This is a genomic window from Methylobacterium sp. Leaf85, from assembly GCF_001422125.1.
GTDB lineage: Bacteria > Pseudomonadota > Alphaproteobacteria > Rhizobiales > Beijerinckiaceae > Methylobacterium > Methylobacterium bullatum.
The window spans coordinates 160,593-186,595 of record NZ_LMME01000005.1; the positions used below are offsets into that span (position 1 = coordinate 160,593).

The following is a 26,003-nucleotide window of genomic DNA, read 5'->3' on the forward strand; positions in this document are numbered from 1 at the left end:
TTGTCTGGGTCTGAGACACACAGCCGGTTCGGGTGGGGAGGATCGACCGGCCCGGTGAGGCGATGCGTCGGGTGCAGAGGACCCTTGGGAACCCTACTGGCTCGGCGGAAGAGCCGAGGCTTCCATGATCGTACCGGGTGTCGGCGCCTTCTTGGCCACGATCGGCCGGCCGACCGAGGCGAGGACGATGGCCGAGGGACGACGCGGCGGCAGCGGCACTTCCACTTTCTCCGTCACGGAGAATTCGGCGGCGGCCGTAACGGCGGCGGGCTGCGGCATTGCCGGATTGACCGACAGGGCGGCCAAAGCCGTGGCCTGGGGGGTCATGGCCGGCGCATGGGCGGGGCCGATCTCCGCCACGGCGGGCGCGAGGCCGGACAAGGCGGCCGGGCGGCGCGGCGGCAGCGGGACTTCCACCAGCTCGGTCAGCACAGGCGGTGTGGTCAGGCTCGGAGCATAGGCCAGGGCCGTTCCGGCAGCGGTGACGTTCGCATCGGGCTGCGCCTTGCGCTGCGTGCCGAAGCCACGGGTGAACACGTCGCTGAAGGCCGCGCTCGATTGCGGCGAGGCGGCCGTGGTGTCCTCGAGGCCGGCGACCAGGGTGCCCTGGCGCTTGCCGGCGTAGTAATAGCCCCGGTTGTAATACGTATAGGCTTGGTGGGTGTTGCCCTTGGCGGTGCGATAGGCGCCGGCGAGATAGGCAATGCCATAGCGGAGATTGATCTTCGGATCGTAGAGACCCGCCGCATCCCCGCGATATCCCATGCCGCGTGCGGTCGCATGCTTGATCTGCATCAGGCCGAGGGCGCTGCCGCCCTTCGCATTGGGATTGTAGTTGCTTTCCCGCTTGACGACCTGGTGGACGAAGCTCGCCGGGACGCCGTTTGCCTTTGCCTGCTCCTCGATCAGCGCATCGATGTTGTCGCGGGCCGGGGTTCCCTGGCCGAGAACGGGACCCGGCAGGACGGCCGCAACCACGGCGAGGAGCAGAAGGCGCTGATTCATTCGGAAACCCGGTGGCGTCGTTCTTGATCTGACGCTCAGGGTCGAGGCCAATTGAGGCCGGAAGGCGGCTCCACTGCCATGATTGCGGGGAAGCGGAGCCGTTTCTCCGCGTGCTGTGGCGCACATGGCACAGGCGCGGAACGCGAGCCCGCGCGTCGGCCCGAAAGATTCGCGAACGATGCCAAGGAGCTGAGCTGTACGGGACGAGGATCGGCGGAGTTTGCCCGTCAACGCGTCAAGAGAAATTCATCCACCGCATTTGCGAACCCGTCGTCGTCATTTCCCGACGTGACCGCCGACGCGGCCCGTTTCACGGCCTCCGTCGCATTGCCCATGGCCACCGAGAACCCGCTGCGCGCGAACATCGCCACGTCGTTGGCGGCGTCGCCCAGGGTCGCGATCCGCGCGCGGGGAATCCCGAGGCGACGGGCGATCTCGTCGACGAACGTCCCCTTGCCCCGCCCGTACGGCGTCACGTCGAGATAATAGGCCTGCGAGCGATGGACGTCGGCGCCGTGTCCCAGCGCCTCGGCGACCCGGCTCTCACATGCGGCCAGATGATCGGTATCGGCGCTGACGCCGACGATCTTCGATGCGCCCACGAGGAGGGGGCCGAGATCCTCGACACGGGTGGGCTCGGCCTGGAGGGTCCGGCGTTCGAGATCGGTGTAAGACCCATGGGGGTCGCGCAGGTTCCACTGCCCCCGCGCGAAAACCCAGATATCGAGACCGAACCCGTCGAGGAGCCGCACGGCCTGCCGGGCCGTCTCTTCCGGGATGAGATGTTCGGCGAGGATGTGCCCATCCGGGGCGAGCAGGGTGCTGCCGTTGAAGGCGCCGATCGGATGACGCAGGCCGAGGTCGGCGATCAGCGAGGTGAGCCCCATCGGCGGCCGGGCGGACGCGATGGTGAAGCCGATACCGGCCGCGTCGAGCCGCCGGACCGCATCCCGGCTGCGCTGTGTCAGGCTCTTGTCGGAGGTGACGAGGGTTCCGTCCACGTCGGAGATCACGAAGGCGATCGTCCGGTCGCCGGAGGGAGGGTCCGCCATCATGCCGTGTCCTGTCTGACGGGATCGTCGGGCTGCAAACCCGATCGGTCCAGGATCGTTGCCACGATGGCCTCCGCGCTGCCGACGATCGGCACCGCCAGCGCCCCCTCCTCCGGACGCGGCGGTTCGAGCGTGGCGAATTGGCTGTCGAGGAGGGCGGCCGGCATGAAGTGGCCGGTCCGGCAGGCGATGCGGGCCGCGATCAGGTCGCGGTCGCCGTCGAGATAGACGATGCGAATGCCCGCCTGGCCCTGGATGAGCGCATCGCGATAGGCCCGCTTGAGGGCCGAGCACGCGAGAACGCCCGGTTTGCCGGTCTCAAGGCGGGTGCCGATCCAGGCCGCCATCGCTGCCAGCCAGGGGGCGCGGTCGGCATCGTCGAGGGCGTGGCCGTCCCGCATCCTGGCCACGTGTTCCGGGCTGTGGAAAGCGTCGCCATCGACGAAATCCCACCCGAGGCGCTCGGCCAGCAAGCCGGCGACCGTGCTCTTGCCCGAGCCCGAGACGCCCATCACGATGATGATTCGGGGCAGCCCCGTCTCCGGTTCCGCGCTCAAGGCCCGGTCGCCGTGGCGGTGCCGATCCGGGGTCCGGTCACCCGCTCCCCCAGGCGCTGTGGACCGAGCGCCATGGCGAAGAAATCGTACTCGCCGCGACGATCGTTGGCGAAGAGAAACTGGAAATGCATCCGGAACGGCCGCCATCGCACCTTGAGGTAGGTCTCCGGGTCGATGATCTCACGGAACTTGGCCGAGCGCACCAGCGGGTTGCGCGGGGGGCGGCCGCCGAGGTCGAGGGGGAGGCGCTCCACCGGATCGAAATCGGGAAAGTTCATCCAGTCCTGGGGAGCATAATAATCGACCCAGACGATCCGCTCCGAAACGACAAGGCTCGCGATGTCCGATTGCACCCGGCGCGCCTCCTTCTGCAATGCTACGATGGGCAGGCCCGAGCCGAGGGTCAGCAAGGAGAAGGCCGTCGTTCCCGTGCCGATCACCGGATCGGCGGCGAGCACGCGGGCGGCGACTTCCACCGCCGTGAGCGCGCCGGTCGAATGGCCGAGGATGAGCACTTCGTCGAGTTCGGTGCCCTCTGTCCGGAATGCCGCGAGGCGGTCCACCACCAGGGCGGCGAAGGCGTCGACGCGGGTTTCGTAGTCGCGCCGCCAGCCTTGGCCGTGCTGCCAGTTGAAGACCCAGTCGTTGAGCAATTGCCAGAAGAACGCGCGTTCCAGCAGCACATCGAGGGATTTGATCCAGACGAGGCCGGCCACGAGGCCCAGCGGCACCGTCACCCAGGTCGGCCATTGCATGCTGTGCCCGAACCCGTCGCCCAGATGAGCATGGATCTGATGCGCGATCAGGCCGCTCACGAGGGTGAGGAGGAGGATGAGGCCGAGCGGATAGAGGATGACGTTGCCGTATTTCCAGTTCAGCCGGTAGAACTTGACCGCCATGCCCGAGACGATGGCCTGGAGGCTGCCGGCGAACAGCAAGAGGACGCTGACGATGCGCCAGCGGGCGAAGTCCTTGAGCACGATGTCGTCCCAGAGCAGGACGTCGTAGCTCGTCTCCGCTCCGCCGACTTCCGGTTCGGCGGCCACGGTCCAGCGCTGGGAAAGCCCGTCCGCTCCCATGACCGCGCGTCCGGGGCGGCGCTTGGGCTCACCGAACCTCTTGGCATGGAGCGTCAGCTCCCGCACGAACAGCATGCGGTAGCGGGTGCGCCCTTCCGGATCGTAGCCCGGCACATAGAAGACGTGCCGGCGCCGCACCGGGCCTCGTGCGCCGTCATCGTGGGTCCGTGCTGCGCGCGCTCCGGGAGGGCGGTCGGGGATCGTGTCAGACAAAGGCATCCTGCTCGGCTGTCCTCGCAGGTGCCCCCTGCTCGTAAGTCGGGAAATTCGCATGCCGATCCGCCCAGCGTCGAGCGATTTCGGCAGCAAGACGAGGCGGATGCGGCCAATTAGCCCCGTACGTCGTCCGTTGCGGAGCCACGACGGCAAGTCCAGAAGGCCGGCATGTGGGTATCGGGGACGATCCGTTGCACGCGTCCCGACGGGACGGCACTGTGTCCAACCCGCCACGGACAGTGACAAGGCTTTGGTTTAGGCAGCGGATGAGAGAAACCGACAGGCGAAACTGCATGCGCACTCTGCCTATCGTCCTTATCACCACGCTTTCGGTGTCGGGATGCGGCGCCTTCCTGCCCGCCGCCGGTCCGTCGACCTCGGCCGTCGTCGACGGCGCGGATCAGGCGACGAGCGAGGGGACCTTCGCCCGCTACGAACTCATCGACATGAACTCCGCCGTGGTCGAGGCCCTGCGCGGGCGCTCCCTCGATAGCCTGTTCGCATCCTTCGGCGATCGTCGCGCTCCGGCCGAATCCGTGATCGGCGTCGGCGATGCCGTCTCCGTTTCGGTGTTCGAAGCCGGTTCGGGCGGCCTGTTCTCCGGCCCGCTCACGGTCAATTCGTTCTCCGCCGGCTCGAAGGCGGCACAGCTGCCCGAGCAGATCGTCTCGCGCGACGGCGCGATCTCGGTGCCCTATGCCGGCCGGATCCAGGTGGCCGGACGGCGGACGCAGGACGTCCAGTCGCTGATCGAGACCGAGCTCGCCGGCAAGGCGATCCAGCCTCAGGTGATCGTCACCGTGACCCGGCCTGTCTCGCAATCGGTGACGGTCGGTGGTGAATCCATCGGCGGTGCCCGTGTCCCGCTCGGCACCCAGGGCGATCGCATTCTCGACGTCATCGCCACCGCGGGCGGGGTCAAGACGCCCGTCAACGAGACCTTCGTGCGCCTGTCGCGGGGCGGCACGACGGCGACGGTTCCGCTGACCACCGTGGTGTCGAACCCCAAGGAAAACATCTACCTGCGTCCCAACGACAACCTTACCCTGGTGCGCGATCCCCAGACCTTCCTGGCGGTGGGCGCGCTGGGGCAGGCGACCGAAATCCCGTTCCAGGCCGAGGGCATCACCCTGGCGCAGGCACTGGCCAAGGCGCGCGGTCAGCGCGATGCCGATGCCGACCCGACCGGGACATTCATCTTCCGCTTCGAGCCGGCGGCGGTGGTCCGTCGCCTGAAGCCGGGAAGCCCCCTTCTCGGAACGCCGCTCGTCCCCGTGGTCTACCGGGTCGACATGCGCGACCCGAACAGCCTGTTCCTCACCCAGGCCTTCCGCATGCGCAACCGCGACATGATCTACGTCTCGAATGCGCCGTTCACCGAGATCAAGAAGGTCCTGTCCGTCTTCGCCGCCGCGTCTCAGCCAATCACGACCGGCGTCCGCGTGGGCAGCGCGTTTGACTGAAGCCGTCCCGATCCTCACGGATCGGGATAGGCCCTTCGATGGAGCCGCCGGGTCGGGCCGAAGGGCCGGGGTACTTGCGTTCTCGCTGGCCTTGCCGCACGGCATCCGCGATGCCACGAGGGCCTGGGGGCACTCGCGGGGCTCGCTTGTCTTTCAGTGGGCCGGACGGGCGTTGGGGCGGGGCGACATGAGGATGAGACGGGTGGCCCGCTTCTTCGGGCCGGCGAGCGGGGGCGTTCGGAGGTCCCTGCCGGGGCGGACGGGCGGCGCGCCGAGCATGCTCGCTTCCGGGTTCCTGATCGTCCTCTCCGTCGTTTCCTCCGCCCGAGCCGATGTCACGGTCGGCGTGGCGGTGCCGCAATCGGGCGCGTATGTCGCCGTCGGCGAGCAGGTCCTTCGCGGGGTCCGCGCCGCCGTGCGGGACGCCAACGCCAAGGGCGGCCTCGCCGGCCAGACCATCCAGCTCGATGTCCAGGACGATGCCTGCGATTCCAACAAGGCCGTGGCGGTGGCCAAGCACTACGCCCTGAGCGACGTGCGCCTCGTCGTCGGCCATGTCTGCTCCAACGCCTCGCTCGCCGCCTCGGAAGTCTATGCCGCCAACGGCATGACCATGGTCACCGCGGCGTCCGTCGCCGCCAAGCTCACCGATCGCGGCCTGGCGAACGTGTTCCGGGTCTGCGGGCGCGACGACGATCAGGCCAAGCTCTCGGCCACGGTGCTGGCCGAGCGCTTCCGCGACAAGAAGATCGCCATCCTCAACGACCAGAGCCCCGGCTCCCGGGCGCTCGCCGCCGCCACCAAGGACAATCTCAACCGGATCGGCATCAACGAAGCCCTGGCGACCGCCTTCGTCGCCAGCGACGCGGACGATGCGGCCCTCGCCGACCGGCTGAAGGAGGCGGGGATCGCGGTGGCCTATTACGGCGGGGACGCCCAGGAGATGGGCCGCCTCGTGCGGATCTCGGCCGAGCGGGGCTTCCGGCCGCAATGGTTCGGCACCTCCGCCATCGCCACGCAGGATTTCGCCACCGCGGCGGGACCGGCCAGCAACGGCGTGCTGATGACCTTCTACCTCGATCCGCGCCGCAAGCCGGAGGCGGCCGCCGTGGTCCAGGCGCTCAAGGCGCAGGGCGGCGACGTGGAGGGCTCGACGATCTATGGCTACGCCGCTCTCCAGGCCCTGGTGGAGGCGGGGAACTTCGCCCGCAGCACGGATGCGCGCCGCATCGCCTCCGCCCTGCACACGGAGCGGTTCGATCTCGTCCTCGGTTCGGTCGGCTTCGACGGCAAGGGCGACGTCACCGCACAGGGCTACGTGCTCTATGTCTGGAAGGACGGGACCTTCACCTACGCGCCTCCTCCCTGACGGAAACCGGCCAGCGAAGCGGAAACGACGGCGCCCGAAGGAATATCGGATCGATTTGCCTCCTGCCCCGTTCGTGAACGGACCGAGAGACGGGGGAAGCGAGTTTTTGAAGCGAGTTGTCATGGCCTCACACCCAGCGCGCCGCAGCCTGCTCGCCGCCGGATTGGGCGGTGCCGCCGCCCTGTCGATGGGGGCGGCCAGAGCCGAGACGATGCCCGAGACGCGCTGGCGGCTGGCCTCCCACTACCCGAAATCCCTCGATGTCCTGTTCGGTGCGCCGGAGACGCTTGCGCGTCTCGTGGCCGAGGCGACGGATGGTCGTTTCCAGATCCAGGTGCTTCCGCCGGGCGAGCCGGTGCCGGCCGAGGGCGTGATCGATGCGGTTTCGGCCGCGACGGTGGAGATGGGGCATGCGCCGGCCACCCTCGGCAGCGGCAAGGACCCGACCTTCGCTCTCGCCTCCGCCCTTCCCTTCGGCCTCAATGCCCGCGGCCAGAATGCATGGTGGCTCCAGGGTGGCGCGGCCGACCTGTTCGCGGAGGTCTTCACCAAGCACGGTCTCGTGAGCCTTCCCGGCGGCAATACCGGTGCCCAGATGGGCGGCTGGTTCCGCCGCGAGGTGAAGAGCGCCGCCGACCTCCAGGGCATGAAGATCCGCATCGCGGGTCTCGGGGGTCAGGTTCTGGCGAAGTTCGGCGCGGTGCCCCAGACGACGCCCGGGCCGGAGATCTATGCCGGCCTCGAATCGAAGGCCCTCGATGCGGCCGAATGGATCGGCCCCTACGACGACGAAAAGCTCGGCTTGCAGAAGGTGGCGCCGACCTACCATTACCCCGGCTTCTGGGAGGGTAGCGCGATGCTGCATTTCTGGATCGGCGCCGAGGCGTGGAAGGCCCTGCCGAAGGCCTATCGCGCGATCATACAGGCCGCAGCCGCGCAGGCCCATGCCGAGGTCCTGGCGAAATACGATGCGCGCAACCCCCGCGCCCTGCGCCGTCTGGTGGCCGCCGGTGCACAGCTGCGGCCCTTCCCCCAGGACGTCATGGAGACGGCCCTGAAGCATTCCAACGATGTCCATGCCGAGATCTCGGCCAAGAACGCCGATTTCAAGCGCATCTACGAGGCGATGAAGACGTTCCGGAACGAGGAGTACCTCTGGTTCCAGGTGGCGGAGTACACCTACGACAATTTCATGATCCGAGCGCGCGCTCGGGGATGAGCACTGCGTGGCCGACGGGTGATGAAGGGCTGCGGACAGAAAAAAGGCCGCTCCGAAGAGCGGCCCGAAGTCTAGGGAGGAAACGCCCAAGAAGGGCAGCAGGACCGCGACGCCATCGCGTTCCCGCAATGCACAATCTGATCGTCCCGCACGGAATTGCAAGGTCGTTCGTGCAACGGCGCCATGCGTTTTCGTGTGACGCCGCACTTCCTAATTCTTATGTGTCGAAAATGTCGCGGGGCAAGGTCAGATCAGTCTTTCCTCACCCCGCCGCCTCCGGAGGCAATGACCGCGATGGGAGACGCCCCATCTGCATTGCCCGCGCGATCGCGAATTCTAGTGCAGCCGTCTCCCTGACGGCCAGCTTGCGAGATTGATAATTCCTGATTCCCGCCTGGCGGGGGCATAAACTTCGACGGTGGCGGGGCGGTCTCACACGATGGCGATACAGGCGAAGCGGGTTCGAGAACTGAACGACTTCGAACCGGATGAAGACGGATCCTACGTCCTCTATCTGCTGCAGCAGGCGAACCGGGCCCATTTCAACCCGGCGCTCGAACTGGCCATCGAGGAGGCCAACCGGCTCGGCCTTCCCGTCGTCGTCTGCTTCGGACTTCTCGACGGGGCCAACGGGTTTCCCGAAGCCAATGCGCGCCACTACGCCTTCCTGCTGCAGGGACTCGCCGACGCGAAGGCAGGGCTGGAGGCGCGCGGCATCCATTTCGTGATGCGCAAGGCCTCGCCGGCCGAGATCGCCATCGACCTCTCGGCCAAGGCGGCCCTCCTCGTCCTCGACCGGGGCTACCTCGCCATCCAGAAGCGCTGGTACGGGGAGATCGTGGAGGCGGTGAAGACCCGCGTCGTCCAGGTGGAGGGAGACGTGGTGGTTCCGGTGGAGGCCGCCTCCCCGAAGCACGAATACGCGGCCCGTACCCTTCGTCCCAAGATCCTGAAGCTCCTCGACGAGTATGTGGAGGAGCTCAAACCCCGTGCCGTGAAGCACAAGGCCGGGCGCGGCCTGCCGAAGAGCGAGATCGACGTCTCGGACTCCGAGGACGTGCTGGCGGGGATGAGCCTCGACCGCGAGGTCGCCCCGGTGACGCGCTTCACCGGTGGCGAGACGGAAGCGCGCCGGCGCCTCAAGGCCTATCTCGCCGGGCCGTTCCGCTCTTATGGCAGCGACCGCAACCGGCCCGAAGCGGGGGCCGCCTCGCATATGAGCCCCTACCTGCATTTCGGGCAGATCTCGCCGGTGGAGATCGCCCTAGCCGTGAGGGCTTCGAAGGCGGGGGCGTCGGAGGACAAGGCCTCCTATCTCGAGGAACTCGTGGTGCGGCGGGAGCTCGCCATGAACCATGTCAACTACACGGAGCGCTACGACAGTTTCGAGCACGCGGTGCCGGACTGGGCGCGCAAAGCCCTGGCCGACCACGCCGATGACGAGCGCCCGCACCTCTACACCGAGGCCGAACTCGCCGAGGGCAAGACCCACGACGAATACTGGAACGCCGCCCAGGCCGAGATGCGGGTGACCGGCTACATGCACAACCACCTGCGCATGTACTGGGGCAAGAAGATTCTCGAATGGTCCCCGAGCGCGGAGGAAGGCTTCAAGCGCACCCTGCGCCTCAACAACCGCTACTTCCTCGACGGGCGCGACGCCAATTCCTTCACCAATGTCGCCTGGGTCTACGGCTTGCACGACCGTCCCTGGGCGCGCCGTCCGATCTTCGGGACGGTACGCTACCAGAGCGAGAACTCGCTCCGGAAGTTCGACGCCAAAGCCTATCTCAAGACCGTCCGCGAACTCTGCCAAGCCGAGGAGAAGGCGGGAAAGACATCGGGCAAGAAGAGCTGAGGGCGGTATGCGCCTTGCGTCGCGGGCCTTGCTTGGCGAGTGTCCTCAAGTTTTGAGTTCGTACCGGCACAAGCGCCCTACACGCTCATAGTCCTTCCCGCCCTTCCGGAACGCCGTCGATGAGCCCGGAATCCAGAACCGCCGGTGGAGCAGAATGACGATCGACCTCTGGTTCTGGAATCCGGGCTCTGCCGCGCAGCCCCGGAAAGACGGGGTCGGTTCACGGACGTGTCGCCCATCCGACGATCGATCGCCCGCTGAGGCCGGCGATCATGCTTGACCCCGCTCCCGCCTCCCCTCCGCCGCGCAGGCGACTGGACCGCTTGCGCGGCGCGGCCTCCGATGCGGCGCCCCTGTGGCGGCAGCGCCTGCTGTTCCTGTTCGGGGGCCTCTGCGTCGGGCTCGCCGCCGTGGCGATGGCAAAGCTCGCGGACCTCGCGCACGAGGCGTTCCGCTGGATCGTCTCGCCCTCCCCCCTCGTCGCCCTGGTGCTGACGCCGTTGGGCTTTGCCATCGCGATCCTGCTCGCCATCCGGGTGTTCCCGAACTCGCAAGGCTCGGGGATCCCCCAGGTGATCGCCGCGCGCCATACGGAGGATCCGGCGATCCGCAACGCCCTGGTCTCCCTGAAGACCGCGTTCGGCAAGATCCTGGTCATGACCCTCGGCCTCGTCTGCGGCGCCTCGACGGGGCGCGAGGGGCCGACGGTCCAGGTGGGGGCCGCGATCATGGCGGCCGTCGGCCGGCTCGACGCGGAACGCCTGCCGGGTGTCATCCTCGCCGGTGGCGCGGCGGGAGTCGCCGCCGCCTTCAACACGCCCATCGCCGGCATCGTCTTCGGCATCGAGGAACTGAGCCGGACCTACGAGGCGCGCACCAGCGGCCTCATCGTCGCCACCGTCATCGCGGCCGGACTGACCGCGCTGGCGATCCAGGGCGACTACACCTATTTCGGCACCACCAAGGCCGCCCTGCCCTTCGGGCCGGGATGGCTCGCCGTTGCGATCCTCGGCGTGGTCGGGGGTATCGCGGGCGGCCTGTTCGGCCGCGTCACCCTCCTCTTCGCCAGGGGACTGCCCGGCCGGATCGGCGCCGCCATCCGCCGCCACCCCATCGTCTTCGGTGCCCTTTGCGGGCTCGGCGTCGCCCTCTGCGGCCTCGCCTCCGGCGGCACGGTCTACGGCACCGGCTACGAGGAGGCCCGCGCCATGCTCCACGGCACCGATACCGGGCATCCGGCCTATGCTCCGCTGAAACTCCTCGCGACGGTGTTCTCCTCCATCAGCGGCATTCCCGGTGGCCTGTTCGCCCCCTCCCTCAGCGTCGGGGCGGGGATGGGCGTCTGGCTGCATGGCCTGTTCGCGGACGTGCCCATCGGCGCCCTCGTGCTCATCGGCATGACCGCCTACCTCACCGGTACCCTGCAGGCGCCGATCACCGCCTTCGTCATCGTCACCGAGATGACCCAGGACCATGCGATGATGATCCCACTCATGGTCACCGCCCTCATCGCCGATGCGGTCTCCAAGCTGATCTGCCGCGAAGGGCTCTATCACGCGCTGGCCGCCACCATCCTGGAGAAGGCCGAATCCAGTGCCGCGCCCGTCATCGCGACGCCGCACAAGCTTGAGCGGAACGCTTGACCCTACAGGAGGGTTATCGGTCGTTCCGCACGCTGGAGTTTTGCGCGTATGACCCTTCTCAAATGGGCCCTCATCTGTTTCGTCATCTCGCTCCTGGCGGGCGGCCTCGGCTTCACCGGCATCGCCTCGGGCGCGCGCTCCCTGTCGCGCATCCTGTTCGGTGTGTTCCTAGTGATCGCCATCGTGATCGTGGTGCTCGCCTTGGCTGTCGGTCAGGCGGTCTTCTGAGCGGTCATCCGATCGGTAGCCGGGCCTGCGGGAGTTCGTGACGTCCATGGCGAACGCCGCACCCATCCCCGGCAAGATCTGTCTCGTGACCGGCGCCACCTCGGGCATCGGCTACGAGACGGCCCTGGGCCTGGCACAGGCGGGGGCCCGTGTGGGGATCGTCGGCCGGGATGCCGGCCGCACCGACGCGGCGGCGTCCCGCATCCGCGAGACCGTGCCGAGCGCCGTCATCGACGTGTTCCTCGCCGACCTGTCCTCACAGGGGGAAATCCGGCGTCTCGCCGCGGAGGTGCGGGCGCTCTACCCGCGCCTCGACGTGCTGGTGAACAATGCCGGAGCCATCTTCGATGCCCGGCACGTGACAGTCGATGGCCTGGAGCGGACCTGGGCGCTCGACCATCTCGCCTACATGCAACTGACCCTGGACCTCCTCGACCTGATGAAGGCGAGTGCGCCGGCCCGCATCGTGAACGTCGCCTCGAGGGCGCATCAACGCGGCCGGATCGATCTCGAGGATCTCGACGGGGCGCGCCGCTACAGCGCGCTGAAGGCCTATTCCCAGGCCAAGCTCGGCAACGTGCTGTTCACCGCCGCCCTCGCCCGTCGCCTCGCCGGCACGGGTGTCACCGTGAATTCGCTCCATCCCGGCGTGATCGCCAGCGGGTTCGCCGGCGGCACCGGGGGATGGTTCGGCGTCGGTTGGTCGCTGATCCGGCCCTTCCTCGGCAACCCGGCCGATGGGGCGGCGACCTCCCTGCATCTGGCGACCTCGCCCGAGGTGGCGGGCGTCAGCGGTCTGTACTTCTCGAAGTGCCGTCCCGTCCCGACTTCTCGCAACGGACGCGATCAGGCGCTTCAGGAACGTGTCTGGGCGCTGAGCCTGCGACAGCTCGGACGGATAGAATAGGCGACGGAACTCAAAGCTCCGAGGTGGGGGTTAGTAAATACAAGGTCCGCCTCTCCCATTCGCGCCCTCATCCTGAGGTGCCCGCGAAAGCGGGCCTCGAAGGAGACTTCCAGAGGTCTCAGTGCGAGATGGAGGCCTCCTTCGAGGCCTCCGCTACGCTCCGGCGCCTCAGGATGAGGGAGTGATGAGGAAAGAGGTGGCTTCGATCCAAGACGAGTCTCAGCCGTGTGAGTATTAAGGGGCCGGCACGAACGCGCCGGACAGGGCCTTCTCGATCAGCGCCTGCGTCTCCGCCACGCCGTAGAGCGCGATGAACGAGCCGAAGCGCGGTCCGCGTGCCTCGCCGAACAGCACGTTGTAGATGGTGGTGAACCAGGCCTGCGACACGCCGGGCCGTCCGTCCGGGCTCTTGGCCTTGCCGGACAGGTCGGGGAAGTGCCGCCGCCCGACCTCGTAGACCACGGCCTGCAGCCCCTCCGGATCGGTGGAGCCCTTGTGGGCGTCCAGCGTCCGCGACAGGTCGGCCAGCGCCGCCCTCTCCTCCTCCGTCGCGGTCCGGTAGGTCTTGGCCGGACGCACCAGATCGCGGAAATAGGCGAGCGCATGGCCCACGAGCTTGTCGAGGACCGGATGGGTCTGCGGCCCGATCTCCGGGTCGTAGCGGCGAATGAAGCCCCACAGCACCGCCGGATCCTCGGTATTGGCCACCGCCGCGAGGTTGAGGAGCATGGCGAAGTTCAACGAGCCGCCCTTGCCCACGGCTTCTGCCGCCGGCGGATGGCCCGCATGCAGGTGCCAGACCGGGTTGCCGAGTTGCTGCGCCGGCTCCTGGCCGGGGAACTTCTCGAGGAAGTTCAGGTAATCGTCGACCTGACGCGGGATCATCTCCACGAACAGGCGCTTGGCCTCGCGCGGCTTGTTGTACATGAAGAGGGCGAGACTGTCGGCGGTGCCGTAGACGAGCCAATCGTCGATGGACAGGCCGTTGCCCTTCGACTTCGAGATCTTCTTGCCCTCCTTGTCGAGGAAGAGCTCGTAGTTGAATCCCTCCGGCGGCTCACCGCCCAGCGCGCGGGCGATCTCGCCCGACAGCTTCACCGAATCGATCAGGTCCTTGCCGGCCATCTCGTAATCGACGCCGAGCGCCACCCAGCGCATGGCCCAATCGGGCTTCCATTGCAGCTTGGCGTGGCCGCCGGTGACCGGGGTCTCGTAGGCGGTGCCGGTCTTCGGATCGCGCCAGACCAGGGTGCCGGCGGAGACCCGCACCTCGTCGATGGAAACCTGCATCACCTCCCCGGTCTCCGGGTGCAGCGGCAGGAACGGCGAGTAGCTCGCCGAACGCTCGGCCCGGAGCGACGGCAGCATGATCGCCATCACGGCCTCGTAGCGGTCGAGCACCGTGAGCAGGGCCGTGTCGAACAGGCCGGCCTTGTAGCATTCGGTGGCCGAGCGGAACTCGTAATCGAACCCGAACGCGTCGAGGAAGCGGCGCAGCTCGGCATTGTTGTGGGCGCCGAAGCTGTCATGCGTGCCGAACGGATCGGGCACGCGGGTGAGCGGCTGGTTCAGCGCCGGGATCAGGATCTCCTTGTTCGGCACGTTGTCCGGCACCTTGCGCAGGCCGTCCATGTCGTCCGAGAAGGCGATGAGGCGGGTGGGCACGCTGTCGTTGGTGAGCACGCGGAAGGCGTGGCGCACCATGGAGGTGCGGGCCACCTCGCCGAACGTGCCGATATGCGGCAGGCCCGACGGCCCGTATCCGGTCTCGAACAGCACTTCCGATTTCGGCTTGCGCTCCAGCCGCGCCACGAGCTTGCGCGCCTCCTCGAACGGCCATGCGGCCGCGCTGGCGGCGGCTTCCACGAGGGCGGGGTCGAGGGTGAGGGGAGACGAAGCAGGCGGGGGGGACATGGGAACAGCGTCAGTTCTGTGAGGAGAAACAGGAAGGCCGCAACCGGCCGGATGCGGCCCGGCACCCTAGGGAGCGGGCCAGGGAGGGTCAACGCGGAGGGGCGAGGCAAGGCGAGGCGGGAGCGGACTTCGCGTGAAACCCGGCTTTAATCCTCGGCGCCTTATGCAAGCGGGCATCCCTGACCCTGGCGACGATCGAGACGGGCGGGAACCGTGCCGCGGCCCGATCCCGGCATATGCAGCGGAAAGGCGACCCCGATGGCATCCGTTTCCTTCACCCTCGACGACGACTACGATTCCGCCAAGACCATCCGCCTGGATCGCAACCCCCTCGCCTCCTATGCCGGGCCGGCCAGCAGCCACGCCTTCGGCCCCGACGGTCAGGGCCGCTTCATCCTGAACGACACCGGCGCCCTCGACGATGGCGGCGCGACCTTCACCGATGCCGCGCGGCCCGTCCCGGGGGGCTACGCCGCCCTGACGAGCGACCGTTACGCGGTCTTCCTCGACCTGTCCGACAACACGGCATCGCTGAGCCTGACCGGTGGCACGCTCGGGGATGTGCTCCGGGGCGGAAGCGGCGACGACACCCTCCGCGGCGGCGGCGGCAACGACGTGTTCGAGGGCGGCGAGGGCGACAACGTCATCAAGGGTGGCACCGGCTCCGATACGGTGAGCTACGAGCACGCCCAATACAGCATCGAGGTGTATCTGGAGGATTCCCGGGCCTACACCGTTCCCACCGGCGACGAGGATACTCTGTCGAGCATCGCGAACGTGCGCGGCACCCGCTTCGGCGATGTGCTCACGGGAGACGGCCGCGCCAATCGTATCGAGGGCGGCGCTGGGAAGGACGTCATCGGCGGTGGCGGCGGCGACGATGCCGTCGACGGTGGCGCCGGGGATGACAGCATCGATGGCGGCGGCGGCGACGATCTCATCGAAGGCGGCGCGGGCGCGGACGCGATCCGCGGCGGCGGCGGGATCGACACCGCGAGCTACGAGCATTCCTCGTCCGGGGTGACGATCGATCTCTTCCGCAACTATCAGGTCAGCGGCGGCGATGCGAACGAGGACACGCTCTACGACATCGCCAACGTGACGGGCAGCCTCTACGGCGACCGGCTCGCGGGCGACGGCAAGGACAACACCCTCGACGGCAATGGCGGCGCCGACAGGCTCTATGGCAACAACGGCAACGACCGCCTGATCGTCTCGTCCACGCCCGTCGAGGTCGACGGGGGCGCGGGACGGGACGTCCTGATCGTGGAGGTGAACCCGTATCTCGAGACGATCCATCTCAGCGACGAGACCTTCTCGGGCATCGAGAAGGTGGCCGTTCGCAGCGACGGGTCCATCGACATGAGGGATGTCACTCTCGGAACGTCGATCATCTCGCAGAGCGTCGCGGGCGATCACGGCAAGATCGTCGGCACCGCCGGGGACGATCGCATCAGGGCGGGAAGCGGTGGCGACCGGATCGACGCCTGGAGCGGCGACAACACCGTCCTCGGTGGTGTGGGCAAGGACCAGTTCATCTTCCGGTCGGACAAGGGCCGCACTGAAATCCACGAGTTCGAGCTCGGCAGGGACAAGCTGAACGTGGTGCCGCTGACGACGAATTTCGACGATGTCGTCATCACGTCGGTCCACGGCGGAGACGACACCCTCGTCACCTTCGCGAACTACACCGGCATCGACCACCGCATCATCCTGCACGACGTCGCCGCTTCGGCGCTCGGCGAAGCGGATTTCATCATCTGAGCGGGTTCGCGAGTCGGCGGGTTCCGTGTCCGGAGCCCCGATGCGCTCTCAGTCGCCCGTCCCGGCGATCAGGATGTCCAGGCGCATCCGCGTGATCGCGCCGATCTCGTCGAGGGCGGTGGCCTCCTCCTCGGCCCGCTCCCGTCGTAGCCGAGCCTCGAACACCGCGAGGATCTCGGCCCGGCTGCGGCCTCGCACGGCGATGATGAAGGGGAAACCGAACCTCTCCCGGTAGGCGGCGTTCAGGCGGTCGAAGGCCGCCGCATCCTCGGGCGGGAGGTGGTCGAGGCCGGCGCTGCCCTGCTCGCTCGCGGAGTCGGCCGTCATCGCCCGCGCCCGTGCCTCGGGGCCGGCGAGTTCCGGGTGGCCGTTGAGGAAGGCGAGGCGCTGCGCCTCCGGCGCATGGCGCACCGCGTCCATCATCGCGGCGTGCAACTCGGCCACGCGGGCGAAGGGGCGGGCCGGCGCCACCGCCTCGGCGACCCAGGCCGCGTGTTCGAACACCCCGCCGAGCAGGGCGACGAAGGCGTCCCGGTCGAGACGGTGGATGGCGGCCAGATCCGACAAAGGCTTCAACTCCAGCGATAATCCGTACGACGACCGGGCGTGCACGGGCATCGGCGCGGGATCATGCTCCCTGGCATCGACCATGGCGAACCCCGCCACCTCTTGTCCACGGCGATCTCCGCATCGCCCACGGGGGCAGCCCTTTCGAGACGCGGCCGTGGCGGTTCAGGCCGGCTCGGGCGCGGCGCCGGTGGTGCCCCGGCGCTCGCCGGCCGGGGTGGCGGGCGGGACGAAGGCGAGGATCAGCACGATTGTCGCGAGCTGGAAGGCCGCGATCAGCCACAGGCCGGCGGAGGCCGAGCCGGTATTCTCGCGCAGATAGCCCATCACCGCCGGAGCGCCGAAGCCCGCGAGGTTGGCCATCGAGTTGATCAGGGCGAAGCCGGCCGCGGCGGCGGAGCCTGCCAGGAACCGCCCGGGGATCTGCCAGAAGACGGGGATCGCGCTCATCGTGCCGACGATCGCCGCGGCGAGCGCCAGCATGGCCAGAACCGGGCTCGACGGGACCAGGAAACCGACGAGGGTGATGGCCAGCGCTCCGATCNCTCATCGTGCCGACGATCGCCGCGGCGAGCGCCAGCATGGCCAGAACCGGGCTCGACGGGACCAGGAAACCGACGAGGGTGATGGCCAGCGCTCCGATCATCGCCGGTATGCCGCAATGCAGGCGCGCCTCTCCGGTTCGATCGGAATGACGCCCGTTGAGCACCATCCCGATACCGCCGAACAGGAAGGCCGCCGACATGATCCAGCCGATGGTGAGAGGGTCGGTATAACCGGCATCATGCACCACGCTCGGCCCGAAGAAGATCAGCGCCGAGTACCCCGTGACGAGGCAGAAGTAGATCGCGATGCACTGCCAGACCCGGACATTCTTCAGGGAGGCGAGGATGCGGTGTTCCCGTGGGCCGAGGGCCTCGGCGTCGCGTGCGAGGTCGGCTTCGATCAGCGCCCGCTGCTCAGGCGTCAGCCAGTCGGCCTTGGCGGGGCGGTCGGTGAGAACGTTGCCGAGGAAGAAGATGGTGACGAGCCCTGCGAGGATCGACGGGATGCCTTCCAGCAGGAACACCCATTGCCAGCCGTCCCAGCCGTTCACGCCGTCCAGGCCGGTGAGGATCGCACCGGCCAGCGGCCCGCCGATCACCCCGGCGATCGCCGCGGCCGACATGAAGAGGCCGAGCACCCTCGCGCGTCGCGCGCTCGGGTACCAGTAGGTGAGGTACAGGACCACACCGGGGAAGAAACCGGCCTCGAACACCCCCAGCAGGAAGCGCAGCACGTAGAAGAAGGCCGGCGTGGTGACGAACATCATCGCCACGCAGCATGCGCCCCAGAGGAGCGTGATCCGCGCGATGGTCTTGCGGGCGCCGACATGTTCCAGAAGCAGGTTGCTCGGCACCTCGCACAGGAAGTAGCCGATGAAGAAGATGCCCGCCCCGATACCGTAGACCGTCTCGCTGAACTTGAGATCGGACAGCATCTGCAGCTTGGCGAAGCCGATATTGACCCGGTCGATCCAGGACAGGATCCAAAGCATCATCAGGAACGGCAGCAGGCGCCAGGTAATCCGGTGGTAGGCCGCGTCGAGCGCCGGGTTCTGGCCGACCGGTGACGCACGATGAGCTGGATGTGACCGGATCGCCATGGATCGCCCCGAAGCTGGTCGCGTCATCGGCGTTGATGAAACTCTCACTGAAGCGCCAAGACGAGATGAACCCTCCTCTTATGCAATCCGATTCCTGATCGGGCCGTAAATCTCGGCCCGTTTCCGGCGGCGGTTAGCTCCCGCGATAGGTCGTGCAATTGCCGGGCGTGCACAGCATCGGCACGTGGTAATGCTGCTTGGCGTCGAAGACCGCGAACCGCACCACCGGGTTGTCCACGAAGATGTCCGCCTCGCTTAACCCGGGCCGGCTCTTGAGATAGCCGTCGATGAAGAATTCGAGCTGGTACTGGCCGATCTTCGCCTCGGCCGCCGGCAGGATCGGTGAGTCGGTGCGCCCGTCGGCATTGGTGACGACACTCTTCACGAGGCGCCAGCGCCCCTCCTCCATCACCGAGAAGTCGATGCGCACGCCGGGCGCGGGGCGCCCGCGCTCCGAGTCGAGGATATGTGTCGTGATGCCGGCCATCGGGTCTCTCGGATCGTGTCGTGGGTAAGCGGTTGCGGACGGTCGGGGCTCTCAGCTGCCGCGATAGTACGAGTAGCCCCAGGGCGTGAACAGGATCGGCAGGTGGTAGCGCTGGCTCGCGTCGCGGATGTGGAAGCGGATCGGCACGAGGCCGAGGAAGTTCGGGCTCGGCAGCGCCACGCCGATCCGGGCGAAGTATTCCTCCACATGCATCAGCAACTCGTAGCGCCCGGTCTTCAGGGCGTCGTCGATGAGGAGCGGCTCGGGCGAGCGGCCGTTGGCTCCCGTCGTGATCGTCTTGAGCGGCCGGTAGGTGTCGCCATCGCGCACGGAGAGGTCGCAGACCATGCCCGCGCCCGGTGTGCCGTGGAAATTGTCGATGGCGTGCATGGTGAGGCGTGGGCCGAGGCCCGATTGCATCGTCGGGCCGGTGGTCAGGGCGCCCGGCTGTGCAGGAGCCGGGGCGGGCGCGCCCTGGGCCAGCACCGTGCCGGTGGCGGCGACCGTGCCGCCGAGACCGAGTCCGGCGAGGCCGGCGCCGACGAGGCTGCGGCGCGTGAGGTCGGGTCGCTCAGGGGGGTGGTTCAACGTTGTCTCCTGCAGAGGGCCGGTCCCGGCGCTGCCGGGGGCGGGGTCAGGCCGGCTCATGGGCGGCGCGGGCGGCGGCCCGGCGCTCCAGCGCCGGGGTGGCGGGTGGGACGAAGGCGAGGATCAGGACGATCGTCGCGAGTTCGAAGGCCGCGACCAGCCACAGGCCGGCGGAGGCGGAGCCGGTATGCTCGCGCAGGTAACCCATGAGGGCGGGGGCGCCGAAGCCTGCGAGGTTGGCCACCGAATTGATCAGGGCGATGCCGGCCGCGGCGGCCGAGCCTGCCAGGAACCGCCCGGGGATCTGCCAGAAGACGGGGATCGCGCTCATCGTGCCGACGATCGCCGCGGCGAGCGCCAGCATGGCCAGAACCGGNGTGCTCTTCCGATCTGATGCCGGCCGCGGCGGCCGAGCCTGCCAGGAACCGCCCGGGGATCTGCCAGAAGACGGGGATCGCGCTCATCGTGCCGACGATCGCCGCGGCGAGCGCCAGCATGGCCAGAACCGGGCTCGACGGGACCAGGAAACCGACGAGGGTGATGGCCAGCGCTCCGATCGTCGCCGGTATGCCGCAATGCAGGCGCGCCTCGCTGGTGCGATCGGAATGGCGCCCGTTGAGGATCATCCCGATGCCGCCGCACAGATAGGCCGCCGACATGATCCAGCCGACGGTGAGCGGATCGGTGAAGCCGGCATCGCGTACCACGCTCGGCCCGAAGAAGGTCAGGGCCGAGTTCGCCATGATGATGCAGAAGAAGATCGCGATGCACTGCCAGACCCGGACATCCTTCAAGGAGGCGAGGATGCGGTGTTCGCGCGGGCCGAGGGCCTCGGCGTCGCGGCCGAGATCCGCCTCGATCAGCGCCCGCTGCTCCGGCGTCAGCCAGGTGGCCTTGGCGGGGCGGTCGGTCAGGTAGAGGAGCGTGACGAACCCTGCGAGGATCGACGGGATGCCCTCCAGCAGGAACACCCATTGCCAGCCGGCCCAGCCGTTCACGCCGTCCATGCCGGTGAGGATCGCCCCGGCCAGCGGCCCGCCGATCACTCCGGCGATCGCCGATGCCGACATGAACAGCCCGAACACCTTCGCCCGCCGCTCACTGGGGTACCAGTAGGTGAGATACAGGATCACGCCCGGATAGAAGCCGGCCTCGAACACTCCGAGCAGGAAGCGCAGCACGTAGAAGAAGGCCGGTGTGGTGACGAACATCATCGCCACGCAGCAGGCGCCCCAGAGGAAGGTGATCCGCGCGATGGTCTTGCGGGCGCCGATATATTCCAACAGCAGATTGCTCGGCACCTCGCAGAGGAAGTAGCCGATGAAGAAGATGCCCGCGCCGATGCCGTAGACCGTCTCGCTGAATTTGAGATCGGACAGCATCTGCAGCTTGGCAAAGCCGATATTGACGCGGTCGATCCAGGACAGGATCCAGAGCGCCATCAGGAACGGCAGCAGGCGCCAGGTAATCCGGCGGTAAGCCGCGTCGAGCGACGGACGAGGCCGGGTCGATGACGCATCGGGAACGGGATATGACCGGATCGCCATGGATCGCCTCGAGGTCCGTCACACCATCGGCGCCGATGCAAACCTCGCCGAAACACCAGCAATAGTTGGACCATGTTCCCGCGCGATCCGACATCCGGACGGGCCGCGAAACTCGTCTGCGAGCGGGGTTATCCACCCCGAGCGAGGCTTTCCATCGCGTTCCTCACGGGATGCGGAGCCAACCGGAAACCATCGCGCTTCGATGGTGTAGACAGACGGTGATCGACGCCTTGCCAAGGAGACCATGCCATGTGGCCCGACAGACGTTTCCTCGATCTCGTCGGTCTGGATCATCCCATCGTCCAGGCACCGATGGTCGGGCCTCGGGGCCGGCTCACGACCGCCGTCTCCACCACCGGCGCCCTCGGGTCGCTGGCCTGCGCCGCCCTGAACGCCGAGCAGGTAGGCAGCGAGGTCGCGGCGATCCGCCGGAGCACGGATCGTCCGTACAATCTGAATTTCTTCTGCCACACGCCGGCCGCCGCCGATCCGGCCCGCGAGGCCGCATGGCTCCAGCGCGTGACGCCCTATTACCGCGAGCTTGGCCTCGACCCCGCAGCGCCCGTCGCCATGGCCAACCGTGCGCCCTTCGACGAGGCGATGTGCGCCGTCGTGGAGGATCTGCGCCCGGTGGTGGTCAGCTTCCATTTCGGGCTCCCCGAGGCCGCCCTCCTCCGCCGCGTCAGGGAGGCGGGCTGTCTCGTCGTCTCCTCCGCCACCACGGTGCGCGAGGCCCGCTGGCTCGAAGAGCGCGGCGTGGACGCGATCATCGCCCAAGGGGCCGATGCCGGGGGCCATCGCGGCATGTTCCTCACCGATGCGGTGGAGTCCCAGGTCGGCACCTTCTCCCTGGTGCCGCAGGTGGTGGACGCGGTGCGCGTGCCCGTCATCGCGGCGGGCGGCGTCGCCGATGCGCGCGGGATCGCCGCGGCGCTCATGCTCGGCGCGTCCGCCGTCCAGATCGGCACGGCCTATCTCCTCTGCCCGGAGGCCGGCATCTCCGCCGTCCATCTCGCGGCGCTACGGGCCGCCCGCGACGAGGATACCGCGCTCACCAACGTCTTCACGGGCCGTCCCGCCCGAGGTCTCGTCAACCGTGCTTTGGCGGAGCTCGGCCCGGTGAGCGCCGACGCGCCGGCCTTTCCCTCCGCCGCCGTGGCGCTCCAGCCCCTGCGCCAGCGCGCGGAGGCTGCAGGCTCGGGCGACTTCTCGCCGCTCTGGTCGGGACAGGCGGCGGCTCTGGCGCGGGAAACGGGGGCGGCGGAATTGACCCTACAACTGGCGGAGGAGGCGCGCGGGATCTTGCAGGCCCGCGGCTAGCCCGGCTGCCCGATAGGCATGGGCCGGCGAGTCAGAACGGACTGACGGGGAAGAACCGCAGGTACAGCTCGGCGTATTTCCCCTCGTCCCAGAGCCGTTGGAGGGCTTCGTCGAGGGCGCGCGAGAGGGCCGTGTCCTCGCGTCGGGTGACGAGGCCGATGCCCTCGCCGAAATAGCGGTTCTCCAAGTAGTCGCCGCCCACCAGCGCGCAGCAATTCGAGGAATCGATGCCGCCGATCCACAGGGCGAGGTTGAGCCCGTCGGCGAAGACGTAATCCACATCGCCGCGCCGGAGCGCCCCTTCGGCGGTGGCGAGGTCGGTGAACTCGCGCGCCTCCGCCTGGGGGAAGAACGCCTTCAGATAGGCCGCATGGGCGCTTGCCCCGACGATGCCGACGGACTTGCCGGCCAGCGCCTTGGCCGAGGGGGCGGGCAGGCCCTTGTCCGTGCGGGCCGCGAAGCGCGCCGGCCAGCGGAAATACGGACGGGTGGCGAGGAATCGGCTGCGCAGGGTCGGGGTGAGCGGGATCGCGGCCGCGACCACATCGCCCTGCCGGTCGGCCAGGGCGTCGAGCAGCGTATCGAACCGCCGCGCCTGGATCGTGCAGTTGAGCGACAGGCGCTCGCAGACCGCCCGGACGAGTTCCACCACGAAGCCGGTGGGTGCGCCGTCCGGGCCGGCGAAATGCAGGGGCGGGAACTCGTCGTCGGTGAGGAAGCGGACGGCGCGCGCCGTCTGCGGCGCCTCGATCCGTTCGAGCCGGCTGCGCGGATTCCAGAAATTCGGGATCGTCACGCTCGGCGAGGCCGTGTCCCGCGAGGCCGTATCGTGCGCTGTCGAGTCTTGCGCTGCCGCCGGCCAAGCCGAGAACAGCGCCATCACCAGCAAAGCGGCGGCACACCAGGCGAGGCGGCTTGACGGTGTGGTTGTATCTGTGGCGCACTGGTTGTGCGCGGGAATCGTCTGGCTCACGGCTCTCCCCTATCACGTTCCCGGGCCTCGGGGAGCCGGTTCCGGTGTCGATCCTCGGTTTCAGGAGCCTGCGCGGCGAAACGGTGGCATTGCCGCCGGAGATCGCGTTTCTCCTGAGCCACGCCGCCTCCCCGATGCTGCTGGCGAAGGCCGCCGCCCTGGCGCGGGCGAGCGGCACCGATGCCGCCACCGCCCTGATCCAGTCCGGGCTGATGGACGAGGAACGCTTCTACCGCGCCCTCGCCCTCACCCTCGGCGCGCGCTATCTCGGCGCGCCCCTGCCCCTCGGCGCCGGGGCGCGGTTTCCCGACAGTTTGGTCGCAGGTGTGGCGCCCCTCGATCCGGGGACGGGGGCGGCCTTCGTCTATGCGCCGCGGGGACGCGCCTTCGTCGAATTGCTGCAGGGACGCAGCCCCACCGGTCTGATGCCGGCGATCACCACCCCGACGGCCCTGCGCCACGCGATCTTCGCCCAGCGCTCGGTGGGAGTCGCGGCCCATGCCTCGGACGACCTCCTCAGGCGGAGGCCGGACTGGGCCTACAACGCCGTTCCGGTGGCGCCGCTCCTTGCGCTGGCGGGCCTCGTCTTCGGCGCGTTCCTCTTCGCCCTGGCCTGCCTGCCGGCGTTCCTCATCACGGCGGCCTGGGTCCTGGTGCAGGTCGGATTTCTCGTCCTGCTCACCTTTCGCGTGGCCGCCATCGGCCCGACCGGCAGGATCGCGCCGGAGGACACGACCGGGCAAAGGATGTCAGACGTCGACCTGCCGGTCTACACGGTGTTCGTCGCCCTCTACCGGGAGGCGGCGGTGGTGCCGCGCTTGATGGAGGCGTTGACGCGGTTCGATTACCCGGTGGCGAAGCTCGACATCAAGCTCCTCACGGAAGCCGACGATGCCGCCACGGCGGGGGCGCTCGCATGCCTCACCCTGCCGGCACATGTGGAGGTCGTCGTCGTGCCGCCGGGGCTGCCGAGGACCAAGCCGCGCGCCCTCAACGCCGCCCTGCCCCTGGCAAGGGGAAGCTGCCTCGTGGTCTACGACGCGGAGGACGTGCCCGATCCCGGCCAGTTGCGGGCGGCCGCTGAGGCCTTCGCCCGCGCCTCCCCGCGCACCGCCTGCCTGCAGGGCCGCCTCGTCATCGACAATGCCCGCGACTCCTGGCTGACCCGGTGCTTCGCCCTCGAATACACGGCTCTGTTCGACGTCCTCGGCCCGGCGCTGGCCGCATGGCGGCTGCCGACGCCGCTGGGTGGGACCTCCACCCATTTCCGAACCCACATCCTGCGCGCCGTGTGTGGATGGGATGCCTGGAACGTCACCGAGGATGCCGATCTCGGCCTGCGGCTGGCACGGGCCGGCTACGATGTCGGCGACCTGCCGAGCAACACGATCGAGGAGGCGCCGGCCCGCTACAAGGCTTGGCTCAACCAGCGCACCCGCTGGATGAAGGGCTTCCTCCAGACCAGCCTCACCCATGGCCGCACCCCCCTGGTCACGTTCCGCGAACTCGGCCCCCTGGCGAGCCTATGCGCCATCGCCCTCATCCCCGGCACGGTGGCCTCGGCTCTGGCCTATCCGTTTCTGATGCTGCCGGCTCTGGTCTCCCTCTGGCCCAGCCAGATCGAGCCGGGGAGCGATTTCTGGTCGAACCTGCCGACGGGCGCCGCGATCACGGTGCTCGTCTCGGGCTTCGTGGCGATGCTGCTGCCGGCCTATATCGGCTGCCGGCGCCGGGGCTGGCACGATCTCGTCCCCTTCGTGCCCCTGCTACCGGCCTATTTCCTGCTCGTCAGCCTCGCCGCCTGGCGCGGGGTGATCGAACTGATCCTTGCGCCCGACCGCTGGAACAAGACCGAGCACGGCCTGTCCCGCACCTCGCGCAGCGGGGCGCTGACACCGCACCCGCCGCGATGACGCGTTACAGCGCCTTGGCGAGTTCCGCCGCCGCCTGGTCGGCGGGTTTCATCAGGTTGAGGGCGTTCACGAAGCGGTTCCGGCCATCCATAATGTAGACGAGCGCCGTGTGCTCCATCGTGTAATCGTCTCCCTTGGTCGGCACCTTGCGGACATAGGCGCGGTAGGCCTTCACGGCCGCGGCGACCTCCTCCGGCGAGCCGGTGAGGCCGACGATGCGGGGATCGAAACTGGCGAGGTAGGTCTTCAGGGCCTCGGGCGTGTCGCGCTCGGGATCGACCGCGATGAACAGCGCCTTCGTGTCCTTGCCCTTGGGGCCCAGCGCCTGCAGCACGTCACCGATCTGCTGCAGCGTGGTCGGGCAGACGTCGGGGCAATGGGTGAAGCCGAAGAAGACGAGATGGGTCGCCCCGGCGAAATCGCGCTCGGTGACGCGCCGTCCGTTCTGGTCGGTGAGGGTGAAGGGGCCGCCGACGCTGCTGGTCGCCACCTGCCCGGCCTTCGGCACGAGCATCACGGTGGCGGCGACGCCGAGCGCCACGAGGCCGAGGGCGAAGAGGATGAGGGGAAGGGCGCGACGCATGGGGAGCCTTCAAGCCGGTTCCGGAGGGACGCTGCGGCAAGAGCATGGGCCGGGGATGCGGGCAACCGTCAATGTGTCGCCGGGGGGGCGCCGTTGAACCGGCTTC

At 68.4% G+C, this 26,003-nt stretch carries 20 protein-coding genes and 3 pseudogenes; 10 read left to right on the forward strand and 13 right to left on the reverse strand.

The features are described 5' to 3' along the window. Positions 1 to 93: 93 nt before the first annotated feature. From ASF08_RS05660 to ASF08_RS05675, 4 genes are all read right to left on the reverse strand, one after another. Positions 94 to 1,005 carry a transglycosylase SLT domain-containing protein gene (locus ASF08_RS05660; RefSeq protein WP_056142394.1) on the reverse strand — a complete coding sequence of 304 codons (912 nt, stop codon included), beginning with the start codon at positions 1,003 to 1,005 and terminating at the stop codon, positions 94 to 96. A 227-nt stretch (positions 1,006 to 1,232) separates the two neighbouring features. After that, positions 1,233 to 2,057, reverse strand: a complete 825-nt coding sequence (locus ASF08_RS05665) for a Cof-type HAD-IIB family hydrolase (RefSeq protein WP_056142552.1) — start codon at positions 2,055 to 2,057, stop codon at positions 1,233 to 1,235. Then, the gene (locus tag ASF08_RS05670) at positions 2,057 to 2,569 is read right to left on the reverse strand and encodes a gluconokinase (protein ID WP_056142555.1); all 513 of its coding nucleotides are present in this window, start codon (positions 2,567 to 2,569) and stop codon (positions 2,057 to 2,059) included. Before ASF08_RS05670 ends, ASF08_RS05665 begins: the two co-directional genes overlap by 1 nt. 41 nt (positions 2,570 to 2,610) lie before the next feature. Further along, positions 2,611 to 3,912: an alpha/beta hydrolase gene (locus ASF08_RS05675; RefSeq protein ID WP_443136803.1), complete on the reverse strand. Its 1,302-nt coding sequence runs from the start codon at positions 3,910 to 3,912 to the stop codon at positions 2,611 to 2,613. A 290-nt stretch (positions 3,913 to 4,202) separates the two neighbouring features. On the opposite strand from ASF08_RS05675, the gene ASF08_RS05680 reads away from it, so the two are divergent. The 7 genes from ASF08_RS05680 to ASF08_RS05710 all read left to right on the forward strand — a co-directional run bounded on the left by ASF08_RS05680 (position 4,203) and on the right by ASF08_RS05710 (position 12,596). After that, positions 4,203 to 5,372, forward strand: coding sequence for a polysaccharide biosynthesis/export family protein (locus ASF08_RS05680; RefSeq protein WP_056142397.1), 1,170 nt, complete (start codon positions 4,203 to 4,205; stop codon positions 5,370 to 5,372). A gap of 277 nt (positions 5,373 to 5,649) precedes the next feature. After that, positions 5,650 to 6,741 (forward strand): branched-chain amino acid ABC transporter substrate-binding protein, encoded by a 1,092-nt coding sequence (locus tag ASF08_RS05685; RefSeq protein WP_018044054.1) that lies wholly within the window; start codon positions 5,650 to 5,652, stop codon positions 6,739 to 6,741. Positions 6,742 to 6,862: 121 nt separating this feature from the next. Beyond that, the gene (locus ASF08_RS05690) at positions 6,863 to 7,960 is read left to right on the forward strand and encodes a TRAP transporter substrate-binding protein (RefSeq protein ID WP_156629470.1); all 1,098 of its coding nucleotides are present in this window, start codon (positions 6,863 to 6,865) and stop codon (positions 7,958 to 7,960) included. Positions 7,961 to 8,399: 439 nt separating this feature from the next. Next, positions 8,400 to 9,818, forward strand: coding sequence for a deoxyribodipyrimidine photo-lyase (locus ASF08_RS05695; protein ID WP_056142403.1), 1,419 nt, complete (start codon positions 8,400 to 8,402; stop codon positions 9,816 to 9,818). A 272-nt stretch (positions 9,819 to 10,090) separates the two neighbouring features. Next, a complete protein-coding gene (locus ASF08_RS05700) occupies positions 10,091 to 11,461 on the forward strand; it encodes a chloride channel protein (RefSeq protein WP_056142404.1) in 1,371 nt (456 codons plus the stop codon). 48 nt (positions 11,462 to 11,509) lie between these two features. Continuing rightward, on the forward strand, positions 11,510 to 11,689 hold the full coding sequence (locus ASF08_RS05705; protein WP_018044058.1) for a DUF1328 domain-containing protein: 180 nt from the start codon (positions 11,510 to 11,512) through the stop codon (positions 11,687 to 11,689). Between the two features lie 46 nt (positions 11,690 to 11,735). Next, entirely contained in the window at positions 11,736 to 12,596 is an 861-nt protein-coding gene (locus tag ASF08_RS05710; protein WP_082473082.1) for an SDR family oxidoreductase, read from the forward strand. 234 nt (positions 12,597 to 12,830) lie between these two features. On the opposite strand, the gene ASF08_RS05715 is transcribed toward ASF08_RS05710, so the two are convergent. Further along, positions 12,831 to 14,510 carry a lysine--tRNA ligase gene (locus ASF08_RS05715; protein WP_056142407.1) on the reverse strand — a complete coding sequence of 560 codons (1,680 nt, stop codon included), beginning with the start codon at positions 14,508 to 14,510 and terminating at the stop codon, positions 12,831 to 12,833. Between the two features lie 258 nt (positions 14,511 to 14,768). Here ASF08_RS05715 and ASF08_RS05720 point away from each other — a divergent pair, with 258 nt between their 5' ends. Further along, positions 14,769 to 16,274, forward strand: a complete 1,506-nt coding sequence (locus ASF08_RS05720; RefSeq protein ID WP_056142409.1) for a calcium-binding protein — start codon at positions 14,769 to 14,771, stop codon at positions 16,272 to 16,274. A gap of 48 nt (positions 16,275 to 16,322) precedes the next feature. Here ASF08_RS05720 and uraD read toward each other — a convergent pair whose 3' ends face one another. The 6 genes and pseudogenes from uraD to ASF08_RS05745 all read right to left on the reverse strand — a co-directional run. Further along, positions 16,323 to 16,841, reverse strand: coding sequence for a 2-oxo-4-hydroxy-4-carboxy-5-ureidoimidazoline decarboxylase (uraD, locus tag ASF08_RS05725; RefSeq protein ID WP_082473083.1), 519 nt, complete (start codon positions 16,839 to 16,841; stop codon positions 16,323 to 16,325). Positions 16,842 to 17,386: 545 nt separating this feature from the next. After that, positions 17,387 to 18,513, reverse strand: a pseudogene (locus tag ASF08_RS25685) (MFS transporter); the annotation flags it as partial. Positions 18,514 to 18,619: 106 nt separating this feature from the next. After that, complete coding sequence (gene uraH, locus ASF08_RS05735; protein WP_056142413.1) at positions 18,620 to 18,973, reverse strand: hydroxyisourate hydrolase; 354 nt, start codon at positions 18,971 to 18,973, stop codon at positions 18,620 to 18,622. Between the two features lie 51 nt (positions 18,974 to 19,024). Beyond that, positions 19,025 to 19,561: a hydroxyisourate hydrolase gene (gene uraH, locus ASF08_RS05740; RefSeq protein ID WP_056142415.1), complete on the reverse strand. Its 537-nt coding sequence runs from the start codon at positions 19,559 to 19,561 to the stop codon at positions 19,025 to 19,027. A 46-nt stretch (positions 19,562 to 19,607) separates the two neighbouring features. After that, positions 19,608 to 19,937, reverse strand: a pseudogene (locus ASF08_RS25440) (MFS transporter); the annotation flags it as partial. 1 nt (position 19,938) lies between these two features. Beyond that, a pseudogene (locus tag ASF08_RS05745) lies at positions 19,939 to 21,108 on the reverse strand (MFS transporter); the annotation flags it as partial. Positions 21,109 to 21,357: 249 nt separating this feature from the next. Here ASF08_RS05745 and ASF08_RS05750 point away from each other — a divergent pair. After that, positions 21,358 to 22,428: an NAD(P)H-dependent flavin oxidoreductase gene (locus ASF08_RS05750; protein WP_056142418.1), complete on the forward strand. Its 1,071-nt coding sequence runs from the start codon at positions 21,358 to 21,360 to the stop codon at positions 22,426 to 22,428. A gap of 31 nt (positions 22,429 to 22,459) precedes the next feature. Here ASF08_RS05750 and ASF08_RS05755 read toward each other — a convergent pair whose 3' ends face one another. Next, positions 22,460 to 23,401 (reverse strand): transporter substrate-binding domain-containing protein, encoded by a 942-nt coding sequence (locus ASF08_RS05755; RefSeq protein WP_422395341.1) that lies wholly within the window; start codon positions 23,399 to 23,401, stop codon positions 22,460 to 22,462. A 44-nt stretch (positions 23,402 to 23,445) separates the two neighbouring features. Here ASF08_RS05755 and ASF08_RS05760 point away from each other — a divergent pair, with 44 nt between their 5' ends. Continuing rightward, entirely contained in the window at positions 23,446 to 25,314 is a 1,869-nt protein-coding gene (locus tag ASF08_RS05760; RefSeq protein ID WP_156629471.1) for a glycosyltransferase family 2 protein, read from the forward strand. Between the two features lie 4 nt (positions 25,315 to 25,318). Here the strand turns inward: ASF08_RS05760 and ASF08_RS05765 are convergent, their stop codons facing one another. After that, positions 25,319 to 25,897 (reverse strand): SCO family protein, encoded by a 579-nt coding sequence (locus ASF08_RS05765; protein ID WP_056142564.1) that lies wholly within the window; start codon positions 25,895 to 25,897, stop codon positions 25,319 to 25,321. Positions 25,898 to 26,003: the final 106 nt, after the last annotated feature.

Excerpts from the sequence above, each read along its gene's own strand:
- ASF08_RS05660 (WP_056142394.1), bottom strand. The coding sequence starts at position 1,005 with ATGAATCAGCGCCTTCTGCTCCTCGCCGTGGTTGCGGCCGTCCTGCCG.
- ASF08_RS05665 (WP_056142552.1), bottom strand. The coding sequence starts at position 2,057 with ATGGCGGACCCTCCCTCCGGCGACCGGACGATCGCCTTCGTGATCTCC.
- ASF08_RS05670 (WP_056142555.1), bottom strand. The coding sequence starts at position 2,569 with ATGGGCGTCTCGGGCTCGGGCAAGAGCACGGTCGCCGGCTTGCTGGCC.
- ASF08_RS05675 (WP_443136803.1), bottom strand. The coding sequence starts at position 3,912 with ATGCCTTTGTCTGACACGATCCCCGACCGCCCTCCCGGAGCGCGCGCA.
- ASF08_RS05680 (WP_056142397.1), top strand. The coding sequence starts at position 4,203 with ATGCGCACTCTGCCTATCGTCCTTATCACCACGCTTTCGGTGTCGGGA.
- ASF08_RS05685 (WP_018044054.1), top strand. The coding sequence starts at position 5,650 with ATGCTCGCTTCCGGGTTCCTGATCGTCCTCTCCGTCGTTTCCTCCGCC.
- ASF08_RS05690 (WP_156629470.1), top strand. The coding sequence starts at position 6,863 with ATGGCCTCACACCCAGCGCGCCGCAGCCTGCTCGCCGCCGGATTGGGC.
- ASF08_RS05695 (WP_056142403.1), top strand. The coding sequence starts at position 8,400 with ATGGCGATACAGGCGAAGCGGGTTCGAGAACTGAACGACTTCGAACCG.
- ASF08_RS05700 (WP_056142404.1), top strand. The coding sequence starts at position 10,091 with ATGCTTGACCCCGCTCCCGCCTCCCCTCCGCCGCGCAGGCGACTGGAC.
- ASF08_RS05705 (WP_018044058.1), top strand. The coding sequence starts at position 11,510 with ATGACCCTTCTCAAATGGGCCCTCATCTGTTTCGTCATCTCGCTCCTG.
- ASF08_RS05710 (WP_082473082.1), top strand. The coding sequence starts at position 11,736 with ATGGCGAACGCCGCACCCATCCCCGGCAAGATCTGTCTCGTGACCGGC.
- ASF08_RS05715 (WP_056142407.1), bottom strand. The coding sequence starts at position 14,510 with ATGTCCCCCCCGCCTGCTTCGTCTCCCCTCACCCTCGACCCCGCCCTC.
- ASF08_RS05720 (WP_056142409.1), top strand. The coding sequence starts at position 14,769 with ATGGCATCCGTTTCCTTCACCCTCGACGACGACTACGATTCCGCCAAG.
- uraH (WP_056142413.1), bottom strand. The coding sequence starts at position 18,973 with ATGGCCGGCATCACGACACATATCCTCGACTCGGAGCGCGGGCGCCCC.
- ASF08_RS05750 (WP_056142418.1), top strand. The coding sequence starts at position 21,358 with ATGTGGCCCGACAGACGTTTCCTCGATCTCGTCGGTCTGGATCATCCC.
- ASF08_RS05765 (WP_056142564.1), bottom strand. The coding sequence starts at position 25,897 with ATGCGTCGCGCCCTTCCCCTCATCCTCTTCGCCCTCGGCCTCGTGGCG.